Raw genomic sequence first — 15,437 nt, forward strand, 5'->3', positions numbered from 1 at the left:
GAATCAGGCGCGGCACGCGTTAGCAGATGGCTTGTCGCGGCCTGCTCCGGTCCCGCCTTTGCCCTAAATATGCCCTATGGTAATACGCACCTACTGTTAATCGCCCACCGCGCGCAGCTCGACCACACATATTCGTAAATGCCTTGGCCTATAACGCGGCTTGCTCCAGCCTTCGCTGGGTGGGGGCAGTGTCGATGACGCCGTAAAGGCCTTCCATACTCGCCGCATTCAACGCCCTGACCGTCTTCAGCCCCACAGCAAAGCGGGCGGCGCGGTCACTGGCGCCCCACAGCTCGTCGGCGCTGGACGCCTGGCTGATGCGGGTCGGGCCAAGAGTTCGAGTGTCTCTACCTGTACGACGTGCGGCAGGTATAGGGCCGCTAATCCATCGTCCATGCTCACTCCCACTTCAGCCGTTGAGGTCGCTGGCGGTTCGAACGGCAGTTCGGCCTGCTCGACATCGATCAGCAGCCAGCTGCCGGCCGGCTCGTTACTGCCATCGACGATCGGTCCTTGCAGCAACAGCCCGCCGGTCAACATCACCTGTACGGCACTCGCCTCCTTGGGGTCTTGCAGATAGCGGTCAAATTCAACGCGAAAGCGCCCCGAACCGACATTGAGAAGCCGGATGTTCAGTTCCAGCGTGGTCAGCGTATTCGGCGGTTGCTCCTGGTACAGGGCCGGCACACCGACGGTCGCCAATTCCTCATAGGCGTAAGACATGGACAGCGTTCCAGTTCACGTGAGGTCAGTCTGAGCATCTCCCAGACCATTGGAACACGGTAGACCACCCTGGCGATCGTGGTTTCCGTGTCGCCACAAAAAGGCCCACACACCGGGCAAGGTGTGGGGGCCTGTTGCACATAAAAGGCGCTATGTCTATCGGTAGGTCACTACGAAATTCTGAGTCGCATGATCGCGTTGGTGAGCGCTTGTGCATTTCTGTCCAATTTTCCAAGGGCCGCGACGGCGTTATCGGCAACATCGTCTGCGCCAGTCCCTGAGATCCAATGGGTGATCTCTTCGATTGCCTTACCGAGGGCATGCTGGTTGAGCAGTAACAATGTCAGAGCATCGCCCATGTGAATGTTGCAGTCTGGGTTATTCGGCATGGCTGTCATCATTGAAAGATATTCTTAGTTCATCCGACGCCAAAGTTGGAGTGTTCACTTCAAGTGGGACCTTGAAGCGAACGCAAAGGCGTCACTACTTATTGGAAGCGTCGTTAGGATAGCTAGAAAAAAACAAGATTTATCCGCCCCCCACAATCTCCGCTGAAAAAAGAGCAGGCACGCCTTTCGCCAATAGCGAGCCGGACAAATCACACAATTACTTGGCCAACCAGAAAAAATAATATCCGGTAGAAATTGCAATCAAAAACGCAATCAAACCTCCCCAGAAAAAATTTTTCGCAGTTGATCTTCGATTAGCAATCACACTAACCTGCTTCCCAAATAAAAATACATTTCCCGGATAAAGATAATTGAAAACCTTCTTAAAAGGCACTACGGTCAAGACAATTATCATCACAGGAAACATCATCATTACATAGAAGAAACTTGGTATCTTGATCTTGACCTCCCTCGACTTGATAAGATAGTCAAGTTTTTCATTTGCACTTGTACTAGCAAGTATGGAATTTAATATCTCTGTATCCGTCAGCTGTGGCGCCATATTCATCATAGAATATATAAAGAAAGCTAGCATAAACGATGTAAAAATTAACAGGAATGATTTTTGATTGGAAAAATTGAGACTCAGAATATTGCAAACTTCTTTCTGTATATACTCTTTAAGCTCAGAGGCTAGCAAATACACATCATCTCTCACTTCGCCAGCAACTGTAAATTCAACGCCTTGTTCTGAGTCAAAATATATTTCGAGCAGCAGACTGGGATCTGCATATTCAATTTTGATGTTTTTAATTTTCCGCGTTGAGTCGTTATCCTCAGTTAATATACGATCTACTTCAGACGTTCTGTATACCAAAGAATCTTCTCGAAAAATTTCAAAAATTATGTCTTTGTGATTCTCATCTGGAACCCTCTTCTTGATATCAGAATAAATTCTTCGTAGAGTCTCTTCATTTAACTCAAATCGTTTTGGGAATTTCTTGATAATTTTTGCTGACATATTCCGCTCATTCCATGCAGTGTTTATTTTATTAATTTAACTTTAATTTATAATAGCACTTACCGAATCCATGCAACGCCCCCCCCTCACCGACCTTGCAATAAAACCGATAAAGCAGCAGTGATTAAATCGAAAGAACCTTATCTCATATAGTCAGCTCACTTGTCTTCTCGCCCCTTTCAGCGCTCTCGGTTTACATACAATCAACGGATTATGGATCGCCCTTGATGTCATTGCTACAAATGCTTGCAACTAAAATTAGCTAGGCTCGTTCGGATCGCTACAATAAAAGCTTCACCGAACGAACTCAGTTAGTGTTTTCTAAAGCAAGCCTGTTAACGCTTCTGGTATGTGTCCAGCCTCGTCTTCTTGAAGAAGCTTAATGATATTAGCTATAGCTGATATCCTTGCATCTTCAGCGAGAGCTTTAATATGAGCCTGAAGTTTAGTATCGGGTTTAACTAGAACACGATGCCGACCAAGAAATAAATAGGGCTTATTGTCTTCCGTTTCAAACTTTCGCCAATAAATAGTGCCCGCCCATACCCCTCCTATATTGGGAATTATATCAACAGCCATCTCCGCATAGTTAACTCTTTCCAAGTTGACAGCGAGAAAACAAAGCTCATATGGCAAAGAGGTGACATGCGTGAATGAGGCGTTGTCATTGTCAAATAAAAGTGAGAAATTTCGGTCTGCTTGCGTGATGTATACTGGTATATTTGCTAATAAATTTTGTTGCTGCTTTTGCACCCAGGCATAGGCAACTTGAAGTGCTTCTGGAGCTTCAACAGGAAAGTGCTGAGCCCCCCTGGAGCTGAACTGTCCACGCTGTGCTTGCAAACACCAAACAATGCCGTTCATTTTAGACAATTGGTCTAGGTTTACATATTTTGTATTAGCTTTTGCTTGATTAAAGCCCTGCCCCTGTGTAACAGGAGTTAGTCCCATGCAAATCAGATCTGGATAGCTAGATTTGGCCGAAGCTAGTTCCATTTCAGTAAATTGATCGTATACGCCCCCACCCCCGGATGCAGCTTCTCTCTGCAAGCGGTTAATCACTTCTGGATAGTAGGAATTTGTTTTTTTGAGAAAGTCCCGATAGCCATCATGAATAATATTTCTAGCGCGTTCAATAAAATTCGTCACCGCTTCATTTTTGTTCAGTTGACTTCGATCTATAGAGAACTCAAAGCCTCGAGGTGTAGTGGTATTTATCTTGTAGGTGCCGATTCTTTCAAGATCTATGCATAACGGTGTAATTCGCACTGGCACCGAGAACCCACACACTGCAGACTGACTCGAATGAAAGTTCTCAATCACACTAAACATTGGATTGCCAGGCCCCGCCATTAACGTTGTAGATCCGCCTTCTTCTCGGTATGCAAAACCATAGGAAACAGATACATCGGCTGACTTTGCGCAATAATCAAAAATCCTTATTCCAAGCTCCTTTGCCTTTAGACGCCTCACACCAAAGAGCGCAACCTCGTCAATGCGAGGTACATTACTATCAATTTTTTCTTCTTTCTCATCTAGAACTATAGTCAAAGGGACCATTGAGCAAAGAAGTAATTTCTTTAGATCAGTAAACACTTCATCAATGACTACGTGAGGTTTTAGATCTAATTTTATGGTTGTTCCGCAGGCTCTTTCAGTTGGTGAGAAAACCGTGAAATCCTTCAGTTCCGCTAGCTGAACGTCAAACTCAAAGCCTTGAGCGCTCGCAGCCTGACTTGGTCTGCCCCTATAATTTTCAAATGCAGTTGTGGTTACCTTAGCCACGTCAGCAATAGTAAAGACCGACCAAAAACCAATGCCAAAGCGAGCAATCGGTGCATAGTCACTTTCTGTATACGCCGGCTCGCGAGACCTACTGCTCCCAACAGTCAGCAAGTTATTAAGAACAGTTCGCTCAGACATACCACATCCATTATCGCTAACTGTTGCAGTATGCTGCTCCCTATCGAAAACTATGTAAACTTCCGGTTGATATTTATCTGCAGGCGCAGAGTGATGATCTCTATAGCGACATGCCTCAACTGCATTTTGCACTAACTCGCGCAACGCGATACCTTGTTGAGCCCGCCAAACTGCATTGGAAGCGATCAAGTCGATCACACTACGCTTATTGAGTCTTACTCCCAAACGCTGGAAATTTCCCCTATTAAACGATAGGTCGCGCTGGAAAGGTTCTCCCCTTACCTTCAGCTTTCTATGCCTGCAACGGCGATCTATGTCGCTGTATCCCTGAATCCACTCCTCCATCTGATCAAAGGTGCGATGTGCGAGGGCGAGAATATTGGCATCCTGAAATGCGCCGCTGACAATAATTCGGCCGTCATCGGTTACAGCTAGACTGTCGCCAGTGCAAACATGCTTCATGTTTTCTGCATAAGAAATCCGTGCGGCATAGGTTTTATCCATTCCAATTTTATCGAATACACCATCTAGCACTCGCGTATCACTGAATTCTATAGCATCCGCAACACAAACAATTACAGCCAACTGAGCTAGATCGCTTTCTTTTTGACCAGTCGCGAACGGGCGCTGCAACTCTCTTTCAAGTTGAGTTATAGAATAGTTATGAGCTTTCATAAGCAGGTCTAATGCTGCAACTAAATTGCGGGGCACACCAAATTGTTCAGCGTTTTTTTCGACGTATTCCCCTCCCCTGCTGGAATGATTTTTCCTAAGATAACTTTGAAGTTTATCGTTTGTTTTCCAAGCTGGTGTGTCGCACAGGCTAAATTTTCTTTTTAGAAGTTGCTCTTCACCCGGAAATACAGCCATGCCTAGGTCGTGTGCATATGCTGCGGCAATTAATAAAAAAACTTCCTGTGCAGTCAACGATTCCGGTTTTGAAAGATCGAAACACGAAGGCAATAAGCATTGCGCCATTCTTTCAACTACTTGATAGCCGTGGTGTGCATCATGGCGCGTATAGTATGGGAAGTAATTTTCAATCGTTGCCATTAAAGGTGCAACTTCGCGAACAAATTTCGAAATTCTCTCTGAGTATTCTTGATCAAGCGATGCTAGATATCGGTACAGTACTGTTTCATGTAATTCTATTAGTGGATCTCTAATCTGCATAGCTTTTCGCTTCCATGAGTATTTTCATCTGTCGGTCCTATGAACCGCCTGGGCAAACGTACCAGCTTAGCCAAGGATTATTTTCCGAGCTGGGGAGCGTTCAACGTAAATCACCCACAGCCCAACGGCTAGATAATGGCAGGATGATATCTCGCCTGATCAATTTTGATACGGTATATGCGGGAAAATTGTGCCCGCGACACTGCAGAGGGTGGCCGGTATCGAAGCGTAAGGGAGGGGGCTACTCATTGTGCGTGCGTGCCGGTCTTAGGCCAAAAGCCTTATTGAGTCGAAGGTCCGCTATAGGCCGAAAGCATCCAATCCCAATATGAGAACTCTGCTAAAACAGACCTCCCAACTCTGTCGGTTCCCAATTCATTATCACCAATTCGCCACTGACTTCGGCCTTCCCCAGCCTCTGGTTGGTCGTGGTATAGCGAATGTCGAGTACCTCAAAATGAAAGCCACGGAAAACCCGACGTATGTCCGGGTGGTCGTTGATACTGACCATCACCTTACCTTTGCAACGCCGCATGAAGTCGGCCATCCGTTCATAGTTCTCGAACGGAAAGTCCACGCCATAACCCGCGGTCTGCCAGTAAGGCGGATCCATGTAATGAAAGGTATGGGCGCGGTCGTAACGTTCAGCGCATTCAAGCCAAGGGAGGTTTTCGACGTAGGTGCCGGACAGGCGCTGCCACGCGGCCGAGAGGTTTTCCTCGATACGCAGTAGGTTGATGGCCGGGGCAGTCGTAGCCGTCCCGAAAGTCTGACCCGAGACCTTGCCAGCGAAAGCATGGTGCTGCAGGTAAAAGAACCGGGCGGCGCGCTGAATGTCGGTGAGGGTTTCGGGGCGGGTCATTTTCTGCCATTCGAACACCTGCCGCGAGCTGAGCGCCCATTTGAATTGGCGCACAAATTCTTCGAGGTGGTTCTGCACGACGCGGTAAAGCGTGACCAGGTCGCCGTTGATGTCGTTGAGGACTTCGACGGGCGATGGCTGGGGCTTCATGAAGTAGAGCGCGGCACCGCCGGCAAAGACTTCGACGTAGCATTCGTGTGGCGGAAAAAGCGGTATGAGGCGGTCGGCCAGGCGGCGTTTGCCGCCCATCCAGGGAATGATGGGTGTAGACATAAAAAGCAAGACCTTTACTGTATGGATAAACAGGTGCTAGGCTCGCCGCGCTTTGTGCACGGAGCAAGAGCCTTGGCTGGACTTGCAGGGACCATCTGCAGGGACGGCGGTCGATCCGGATGTTGACGCATCCGGATCGACCGCTCTTTTTTCACTTCGGTGTTGAGACTTCTTTGGCGTATGCCTGACAGGCCGCTAGGGCAATCAAGCCCCGGTCGCCGTCATGGGTGACGCCGATAATTCGTTGAGCATGCGCCGGGTCAAGTTCGGCTCTTGTGGGGCCATGAACCACGCCGCCGGTGGCGGTGGCGGCTGACACCAATCCGTTGCCGGCGCCGGTGGTGGCATCGAGTAGGACTGACAGGCGCAGATCAGCAGTGGCAAGGCGGTCGCGCAGGCGACCTTGATCACGTTGGGCATCGCTCAAGGCTCGGTAATGGATTTGTTCGCTAGTGGCCAGGCGCTGCTCGAGCGCGAGGCGTTTGTCCTGTTCGGCACGCTGCTGCGCAACCGTGGCCAGGGCCAACTGGTTAAAGGTTTCGGTGTGGAGTCGGGCCTGCTCGGCGAGTTGTTTGCCGTAGCGCCAATCCTGTAATTGCCAGGCAATGGCGGCGGAAGCACCGACCAACACGACCAGCAGCACACCTTGTGCCAGCAGCCGATACGGCGCCGGTATCAGTTCGCCGAGACGCATAGCACCGCCCTCGCCCGCCCCCACAATTCCAGCCGATCCTGCAGGCCATTGAGGCCGCCGTTGATCCTGCGGGTGATCGTGTTGAATTCGTTTTGATCGGCCAGCGCGTTCAGCCCATTCACGAACCAGAACCATGCGGCCGACTCGGCGGCCCACTGCGGCAGCTCCAGCAGTTCAGGCGTGCGCAGCAATCGCTCGTCACCGAACAGCGCCAAGCTGCAGCGCAGGTAGTTGTCGTGGCCAGTGACCTGGATCAGGCCGCGACCGCGATAGCGCTGGCCATCACCATCTGCTGCCGGCGTGTTGCCCAGTTTTGCAGCCAGGTTGCCGGTGTCGTATTTGCTCAGGTACTGATCGCCGCCCAGTTCCCGGACGTACTGCAGCTGACCCGACTCGTGACCGACTTGCGCCAGAAACGCGGCTTGGCGTTTCGGCGTGTTGATCTGCCGGCGGGCCATGGCTGCGTTGAGGGCGGATACAAAAACGCCCGCTTGGCGGCGGGCGTTGGGCATGATGCTTTGCAGCTGTTGTTCAGTGATGGACATACAAACTCCAGACGTAAAAAAACCGCACTCAGGCGGCGATGGGATGCGACTACTGCTTCTCGACGTTCACCACCTTGAGTGGTGGTTTCGGTCCTTTCTTTTTCTTGCCCTTGGATTTACCGGCTTTGCCGGCATTGCATTCGACCGTGGTCGACCAGCCGGACTGGGTAAACACCTGCTCGACCGAATCCGCCAGGTATTCGCCATCAAGCCCGACCTTGAAACCCTGAGCGATGATGGGACGCTCGGCAAAGATGTCCGTCCGGCCAGGCATTTCAAGCCGCACATCGGCGGTCGAGCGATTGAACGCCGACAGACGTGCCTTGGCCGCCGCTTCAGCAGCGCCTTTGTCCGGGTAGATATGGCGGTCGGTATGCACTGCCGGCAGGCCGTCCGGAGCGTCATCGTTGTCGATGGTAACCACCGCGAGCTTGCCGTTCTTTTTGTCCTGATGCTTAGTGGCCACCGCCTTGTGCGAATTGCGATCGCCGAGACTGAATTGCCAGCGGCTGAGGTCGCGTCGGGTCAGGGTAATGGCGCCGAACGTCTTCCCGCTGGCTGTCTGGCCGCCTTGGCGCGGCATCACCAACAGCTTGCCGTCGGCGACCTTGGCCGTGCAGTCGTATTGCTTGGCCAGCCGGGTAATGAAATTAAAGTCGGACTCGTTGAGCTGGTCGACCCGGGCGACCTTGGTCGACACCGGACACACAGGCGTCCAGCCATTGCGCGCGGCGACGTCAGCGACGATCTTCGACAGTGGTACGTCTTCCCAGCTTCCGCTACGAATGGTCTTGCCGCTGCCACGCATGTCGCTGGCCTTACCCTTGATCACGATGGTATCCGGCGGGCCTGACACCTCGACCGTGTCCACGGTGTAACTGCCCATTCGCGCCAAGGACGTTTCGGCGTACCCCAGGTAGATCTCGATTGAGCTGCCACGCCGTGGCAATTGCACTTGCCCATCACGGTCGTCGATACGCAGCTCAAACTCGTCGGACTCCATGCCCGGCTTGTCAGAGGTGCCCAGCAACAACAGCCGATCATTGATCTTGGCCGTGACATCGGCGCCATCGGCGACAATGCGAAACATCGGAGTCATTGATTTTTTTCCAATAAAAAACCCGCACAAGGCGGGTCAGAAAAACAAGGTGCCGTTACGCGTAACGCGACGCGGCGCCGGCGAAGGCATCACTCCGGGTCAATCCCACAAGCTGACGCCTTCATTGGTCGGGCTGGGCAGATCCGGCAGGACGATGATCACGCCCGACCGGAACGGCTGAGGCTCATCGGCCAACCCCTGATTGGCATCGAGCACGGCCTCGACGCTGCCATTCAGATGGCCGTAAACGTTGTTGCAAATGACATCGAGCATGTCGCCGTCAGACGTCCTGCATGTCGTCGCCATAACGCTCAAACTCCAAAGTGAACCCCTGTTTGCGAGCAATCCCGCCGTGCAGCAGTGCGGACTGTTCCTCGTTGATGTTTTTCAGGCACCAGGTCCCGATCACCTCGCCATAACCCGTGGTCAGGGTCAGCGGTTGCAGCCTGGCACCAATGGAACGCAGGGTGTCGAGCTGCTTTAGCCCGCCCTTGAAGCCCGGGTAGATCGTGCCCTTGAGCGTCAACTTTTCATCGCCCATACCGATGGCCTGCTTCGCCGGCCGGCGCGTCAACCGCTCCTGAGAAGCCCAGCGGAATTCGGTCGAACGGCTCAGCTCATCAAACGCCGCCGTGTCCAGGTTGAAGTAGTACGGCTCAATCTTCGGATCGCGCGGTTGAATGATCATCAGATGCGGGAACGGCTTCACCGCCTCCGGCGCCGGCGTGGCCTCCACGGCAAAGGAACTGGTGGGCACGATGTTGGCCAGCGACGGACTGACCTTGCCGGCAACGTTGTTGATCGCCGTGGCCGCCTTGCCCGCCTGCTCCTTCAACGTGCCCAGCCGCTCCTGCACTTCGGCCGCCGCCCGGGTGGCGCGGCCGTACACCGCCGCCACCTGACCGACCTTGGCCTGAGCCGCGTCGACGCCGCGCATCACCCGCTGAAGCTTGGCGCCGATGGCCGGCCCGACGAACGGGATGTTTTCCAGCTCGGACGCGGCGCCGGTCAGTTCGCGGATCGCGCCATTGACCGGGGACAGCATGCCATCCGCGCTACGCCGCCCCGTTTCCCCTGCATCCACCAGATACTTCAGACTTGATTGCATCTGCTCCATGTAAGCCATGAAACCTCCTTATACATGGGGTTCGTCGTACAGCTTGGCGGCGTTACTCCTCGCCGCGTCCGCCATCATTCGTTGCATGTGCGGCATCAGATCCTGCGCCAAGGTTTGCGGGTCTTTGACATCGCCCTGCACGGTCACCGGCATGCTCAGTGAATACTGAAACTGCTGATCCACCTTGGCCGGCTCCGGCTTCGCCGGCTCCTTGGGCTGGATAGCCAGCGCCGCCGACTTGAGCGGCGCCGTCACCGCCATCGAGCGCGCAACATCCCCCAACACCGGGCCTTGCTGCGCCGCTGACGCCATCATGAGCGGCGTGGATGGCACCGGCGCCTTTGCCGTTTGTTCGGGCTTTTCATCCTCGCCGCCGAACAGCGACTTACCCAACGACCCGCCCAGCGCCGCACCGCCCTGACTGCCCAGGTAAGCACCGATCATGCCGCCGATAGCGGTGCCGATGATCGGCACAACCGAACCAATGGCGGCGCCTGCTGCTGCACCGGCCATGGTGCCGGCTAGGTTGCCGGCAGCTGAACCGTAACCTTCGGCTTTTTCGTCCTTGGTCTTGGCGTTTTGAAAGGTTTCAAGCGCCATCGCGCCGGACTCCAGCAGCGTGCCGCCAGGAATAACCTTGGCCGCCTTACCGACCTTACCGACGGTTTCGGCGACGGCGCCGAGCTTGGACAATGCCCCACTTGGAACGGAGGGGACTGATGGCGATGGGAGCGAAACAGGTGGACGAGGCACAGACGGACGAGGACCTCTCGAACTCGGCAACGACCGGCGCCGAGCGCTGCGCCTTGACCCACGTCCACGTCGGCGCGATTCGCCCGACGCATCCACACCGCCACCTATAGCGCCGGCATTGACGACGAAAACCTTCTTGACGCCGTCGTTACCTGCACCACTTTCAGTACCAAGGCCACCGCCTGTTGCCGCGTCCTTCACTCGCGAAACAACATCCAGGCCAGTCGCTACCAGATCAAGTTCTCCGGGGCTTTTATTTAGGGCTTCGCTCCCATTCCTGCCACCGCGCGACCCACGCGCAAGGTTTAGCAGCCCCTTACTGATCTTGATCGTGCTGAAGATGCCTTTTAAGGCGATCAGCCCCGCTCCGACCGTGGCGATACCGGCAACCACCCCGGGCGCGCTATCCGTCAGCGACGTAATGCCTTTAGTAACCTTGGTCAACGACTCGGCCACGGTGTCCGTCACCGGGCGCAAGGCATCGCCGATGCTGCGCATGGCGTCGTCCATCGACTGGGCCATTTCCGCCCATTTCTGCGATGACGACTCGCGCCGCTCGGCGAGGTTCTTGTCGAGGATCCCAGTGGCGTCACGCGAATCGTTTTTGAGCTGGCTGTACAGCGCCTTGTTCTGCATGTAGGCCGACAGTGCGGCCTTGACCTGCATGTCGGCGAACAGGTCGCCGGTGCGCAGGGATTCTTCCAGCGAGGCCATCATGGCCTTGGCCTTTTCTGGATCGGCCTGCTCGCTGATCTTCGCCGTGGCCTCGGCCATTTTCGCCGCACGCGCCGGATCGGTCGCCTGAATGTACTTCTGAGCCAGCGCCATGCTGGTCTCAAGCGTCGACATACCGTTTTGCAAACCGGTCTGCATCGACCCCTGGTAGTCAATGCCGGCTTTCTCGTAGGCCTTGACCGTATCGGTCGAGCCGATTTTGCCCATCCAGTTTTTCAGGTTGTTGGCCGCTTCGTCCGAACTACCGGCCTGCTTCATCTGCACCTGCAACATGGCGCCCAATTGCGTCACCGCATCCAAACCGGTGATGCCGTTGCTGGCCATGTTCGCCAGTAACTCCGGGAACCACTTAGCCATGTCGGCCGCTTCAAAGCTGCCCGCCTGACCTTGATAGGCGATCACTTCCAGCGCCTGCTGCATCTGCTTGGGATCGGTGATCTTGGCGTTCTGCCCCAGGGCGTTGATCATCTTCGCCGTGTCGACGCCACTGGAACCCTGCCCCACGACAAACTTGGCTGCGACAGGCGCGTACTCCAGGGCCTTGCTCAGGTCCATACCGGCACCGACCAACTGATTGACCACGTCGGCCACATCGTTGCGCGCCATGCCGGTATCGCGTGAAGTGTCGATGATCTTGCGCGACATCTCCTGTTCTTGCGGCTTGTTGGCAATGCCGGCCTTGATCGCGATGTCACGCACAATCGCGCCAAAATCAGCGCTAACCTTGGTCGGCACCGCCATGGCACCGACACCGACCACCGCTGCACCGACAGCGCCCTTCATGCCCTTTACGCCAGAATCAATCTGCTGATGTCCCTTGGCTTTCAGCTCGGCTTTGTTGGCCGTCTGCCCCATCGAGCGATAGGCTTTTTCCAGCCGGCCGACCTCGACCCCCTGCTTTTTCAGGCTGTCGAGGTTTGAGTTCAAACGGTTGAGTAATTTGGACGCACCGGCAGCGCCGGTGTCGTGAGCCTTTTTCCATTCTTCGCGCAGGCGGATGGTGTCGCCAATTGTGCGCTGCAGCACGCGCGCCTTGTTGCCTTCTGCCTCGAGGCGCTTGATGCGCCCGGTCACGTCCTTGAACGCGGCGCCGACCGTGGAACTGACGGCACCGCCGATCACCAGCCCGAGGGCGAGTTTGTTTGCCATGTCATGGCCCTCATGTGCCCAGCACTACCGGTGGCGACTCAATCCGTGAGCCACCACACCATGTCCGCGAACGGCATCGACTGGATCTCAGCGGCGGAAAATCCGGTTTCCGCCGCCAGACGTTTCGCCGCCGACTTGATCACGCTGGGGTTAAAGCCCGTCGTCGTCGTCCATGCGAAAATAGCCGGCCTGCAAGCGGTTAAAATCCACCAGCTTCAGCCCCTCCAGATCCGCGACAGGCGCACCGGACAACGCAGCAAACAACACCAGTTCGCGCTGCTCATCATCACCACCCACTTCACGGTTGGCCGCCCGCACGTCGCCCACGGTCGGTGAACGCAAGGCCAGCTTGTCGACGGTCACGCCGTTGATTTCGCTCGGGCACGACAGCGTTACCAGCACCTGATCGGTGGTCAGCGACAGCCATGCCGGCATCGAGTCCGAATAATCGGTTTTCGGTACCAGGTACGAATACGCCGTTTGCACGCGGCGATAATCCGTCAGCTTGAGGCCTTCCAGATCCTTCAGTCCGACTTCGGCCAGACCGGCGAACAGCATCAGCTCGCGCTGCTCATCATCGCCATTGGCTGCACGATCAGCCGCGCGCACTTCGCGCACCGTCGGGTTACGCAGGTTCAACGTCTCGACGTCGATGCTATTGGCTTGGCTTGGGCGGGTCAGCGTTACGACGGCACCGACTGCACTGAGCGAAAGCCAGGCAGGCAGGGTTTTAGCGATTACTTGAGTCATCTGGATCTATTCCTTACATGCCGAGTGCTTGGCGCACTTCGAGCAGTTGGTCTTTGCCGTCGATCACCTGAATGCCGGCGACCATGTCGATCTCGTACATCAGGCGCCCGTCGATTTCGAGCTTGTAGTACGTGACCGAAACGGCGTGTTTGATCTCGGCCGCATCACCGGCTTTCCAGTCGCCGAGATCGACCTCTTTGAGGCGACCGCGCAGGGTGGCAACGACTGCTGTCACAGCGCCCTTTTGGCCCTTGAAGGCACCTCGGAACGTGGCGTTGAACGCCGTGCCGTCGGCCAGGCCGAAGTACTTCAGCGACTCGCGGCGCACGCCCTTGGTGACAAACGAGGCTTCCATTTTTTCAAGCCCCTGATCCATATCGATTGGGCCAGCCATGCCGCCGCCACGATATTCGTCGGTCTTGGTGGTCAGCTTGGGCAGCGTCAGGCTCGGCACGTCGCCGGAGAAGTTCACGCCGTCGACGAACAGGTTGGTGTTGTACAAAGTCTGAGGAATCATTTGCTACGCCCCCTTAGGCTGCTTCAAGCACTTCGGTCATCCACTGATCGGTGACTTCGAAAAGGAAATTCGGGTTCTCTGCCGGCGGCACGTCGGTGAAACGGATGCGCCAATACACCTTGCCCTGGGCGATCTGGCTGGCCGTGTTCAGTTCGGTGTCGGGGAACACTTCAAAGTTGATGATTGCGCCCTGGGCTTTCAGGTCGCGCATGAATGCATCCAGACCGTTGGTGACATCGGTCACGTAGGTCTTGGTGATCGAGCGGTCAACCGCCCACTTGTGCCCGGCCTGCACCGCGTCCATGAGGATGAACAGCGTGCGAACGCGGGTAACGAACGCCCACTTCGGATCGCTCGACAGCGTGCGGTTACCCCACAGGCGATAACCGTCGTCGCGAATGATCGTGGTGATATTGGCGTTGTTGAGCAGGTTGGCCCGGCAGGTCTCGTCGCCGTCCAGGTACTCGACCGCGCGACCGGTACCGGTGATGCCGGTCAACTCCTTGTTCGATGGCGAAGCCCAGAAACCGTACTCAGCATCTGTCCAGGCAAACAGGCCCGCCGCCCAAGCCGAACCCGGTGCGTCGACGGTCTTGCTGGTGATGGTGTCCCAATACTTGACGCCCGGATCGACCATGAACAGGTTGCGACTGCCGAAGTTATCGGCGTAGGCCATAGCGGCCTCGTCGGTCGTGCCCGGGCCATCGATGATGCCAATGGCGCGCAGCTTCTGCGCCAAGCTATCGAGCGTCGTGGCCACCGCCTGAGTCGCCGTATGACCCGGGGCGATCAGCAATCGCGGCTGGGCGTTGAACAAGCTTTTGCCGTCGAGCAGCGCCTGTAGGCCAGTACGCTGCCCCGACTCCAGCACGCCGCCGATGATCGCCGAGGTTTGCAGCGCAGGGTCTTCCAGCTTGGCTACACCGATGGCGACGATCACCGCCTTGGCTTTGACGTAGATGGCCTGACAGGCCTTGGTGATCGCCGAGTCGGGACCGAAAGCGGCGATGGCTTCACGCTCGGTGGTGATCAACTTCAGCTCGCCCGCCTTGGCCGTACCACCGCCGAGGACACCCGGGGTGAACGTGTCGCACAGACCAATAATCGACGACGACGGCAGCGAGATAGTGCGCGCGCCAGTGTCGACCGACGTGGTCGTGACGCCGTGGAAAAAACTCATAAGGGTCAGTCTCCAGAAACGAAAAAGCCCCGCATAAGCGAGGCTGTGTGGGGTGTTGGAGTTACGCGTAACGGAATGAAAAACGCCCCGTCAGTGCGTGGCGTTTATTGGATCTGCTCGATCAGCCAAGGCGGCGCAATCGGGCGATGGTCGACTAGCGGGAACTCCCCCGCCTCCGGCCAATTGCGCAGGGCGCGGCGGTACACCTGAAGTTCGGTGTATTGATCAGGGGATAAAGTCGTCTCGACGCTCGCCTCCAGCTCGTCCCGATGCCGAGCAACAACGCCGTCAGTAGCGGCCAGTTGCACGTCGCGCCATGACCGTTCAACTTCCGCGAAATACTCAGAAGATGGAACGGGCGGATCGATGAGCAAAGGATAGCCATCGTCACCCCAGCCGATGACTTTTCCCTGACCCTGCCCGGCCATAAGCGCGGCATGCGCTTCGGCGGTGATTTCCACCACATCCCCGGGCATTGATACGTGAATAGCTGAGTCGTAAAACCCGCCTGTAGATTTCGAAGCAAACATAAGG

15 protein-coding genes are annotated in these 15,437 nt (G+C 55.4%); all 15 read right to left on the minus strand.

The window, feature by feature from the left end; all coding sequences use genetic code 11:
* Positions 1–246: 246 nt before the first annotated feature.
* Complete coding sequence (locus tag AB4N41_RS26300) at positions 247–723, minus strand: hypothetical protein (protein WP_460138254.1); 477 nt, start codon at positions 721–723, stop codon at positions 247–249.
* Positions 724–893: 170 nt separating this feature from the next.
* Positions 894–1,112 carry a hypothetical protein gene (locus tag AB4N41_RS26305; protein ID WP_460138255.1) on the minus strand — a complete coding sequence of 73 codons (219 nt, stop codon included), beginning with the start codon at positions 1,110–1,112 and terminating at the stop codon, positions 894–896.
* Between the two features lie 217 nt (positions 1,113–1,329).
* Entirely contained in the window at positions 1,330–2,133 is an 804-nt protein-coding gene (locus AB4N41_RS26310) for a hypothetical protein (protein ID WP_460138256.1), read from the minus strand.
* 321 nt (positions 2,134–2,454) lie between these two features.
* Entirely contained in the window at positions 2,455–5,109 is a 2,655-nt protein-coding gene (locus tag AB4N41_RS26315; protein WP_460138257.1) for an HD domain-containing protein, read from the minus strand.
* A gap of 460 nt (positions 5,110–5,569) precedes the next feature.
* The gene (locus tag AB4N41_RS26320; RefSeq protein ID WP_460138258.1) at positions 5,570–6,364 is read right to left on the minus strand and encodes a DNA adenine methylase; all 795 of its coding nucleotides are present in this window, start codon (positions 6,362–6,364) and stop codon (positions 5,570–5,572) included.
* 151 nt (positions 6,365–6,515) lie between these two features.
* On the minus strand, positions 6,516–7,058 hold the full coding sequence (locus AB4N41_RS26325; RefSeq protein WP_460138259.1) for a lysis protein: 543 nt from the start codon (positions 7,056–7,058) through the stop codon (positions 6,516–6,518).
* On the minus strand, positions 7,040–7,603 hold the full coding sequence (locus AB4N41_RS26330; protein ID WP_460138260.1) for a glycoside hydrolase family 19 protein: 564 nt from the start codon (positions 7,601–7,603) through the stop codon (positions 7,040–7,042). Before AB4N41_RS26330 ends, AB4N41_RS26325 begins: the two co-directional genes overlap by 19 nt.
* A 49-nt stretch (positions 7,604–7,652) precedes the next feature.
* Positions 7,653–8,702, minus strand: a complete 1,050-nt coding sequence (locus AB4N41_RS26335; RefSeq protein ID WP_460138261.1) for a phage late control D family protein — start codon at positions 8,700–8,702, stop codon at positions 7,653–7,655.
* Positions 8,703–8,801: 99 nt separating this feature from the next.
* Positions 8,802–9,008, minus strand: a complete 207-nt coding sequence (locus tag AB4N41_RS26340; protein WP_123377010.1) for a tail protein X — start codon at positions 9,006–9,008, stop codon at positions 8,802–8,804.
* Positions 8,983–9,828, minus strand: coding sequence for a phage tail protein (locus AB4N41_RS26345; RefSeq protein ID WP_460138262.1), 846 nt, complete (start codon positions 9,826–9,828; stop codon positions 8,983–8,985). Before AB4N41_RS26345 ends, AB4N41_RS26340 begins: the two co-directional genes overlap by 26 nt.
* A 9-nt stretch (positions 9,829–9,837) precedes the next feature.
* Positions 9,838–12,456, minus strand: coding sequence for a phage tail tape measure protein (locus AB4N41_RS26350; RefSeq protein ID WP_460138263.1), 2,619 nt, complete (start codon positions 12,454–12,456; stop codon positions 9,838–9,840).
* 150 nt (positions 12,457–12,606) lie between these two features.
* On the minus strand, positions 12,607–13,206 hold the full coding sequence (locus tag AB4N41_RS26355; RefSeq protein WP_460138264.1) for a phage tail assembly protein: 600 nt from the start codon (positions 13,204–13,206) through the stop codon (positions 12,607–12,609).
* A gap of 13 nt (positions 13,207–13,219) precedes the next feature.
* Positions 13,220–13,723 (minus strand): phage major tail tube protein, encoded by a 504-nt coding sequence (locus tag AB4N41_RS26360; protein WP_102902301.1) that lies wholly within the window; start codon positions 13,721–13,723, stop codon positions 13,220–13,222.
* A 13-nt stretch (positions 13,724–13,736) separates the two neighbouring features.
* Positions 13,737–14,903 carry a phage tail sheath subtilisin-like domain-containing protein gene (locus AB4N41_RS26365; RefSeq protein WP_460138265.1) on the minus strand — a complete coding sequence of 389 codons (1,167 nt, stop codon included), beginning with the start codon at positions 14,901–14,903 and terminating at the stop codon, positions 13,737–13,739.
* A 104-nt stretch (positions 14,904–15,007) separates the two neighbouring features.
* Entirely contained in the window at positions 15,008–15,433 is a 426-nt protein-coding gene (locus AB4N41_RS26370; RefSeq protein ID WP_460138266.1) for a phage tail protein, read from the minus strand.
* Between the last annotated feature and the right edge of the window lie 4 nt (positions 15,434–15,437).

The organism is Pseudomonas sp. S2_A10, from assembly GCF_054668465.1.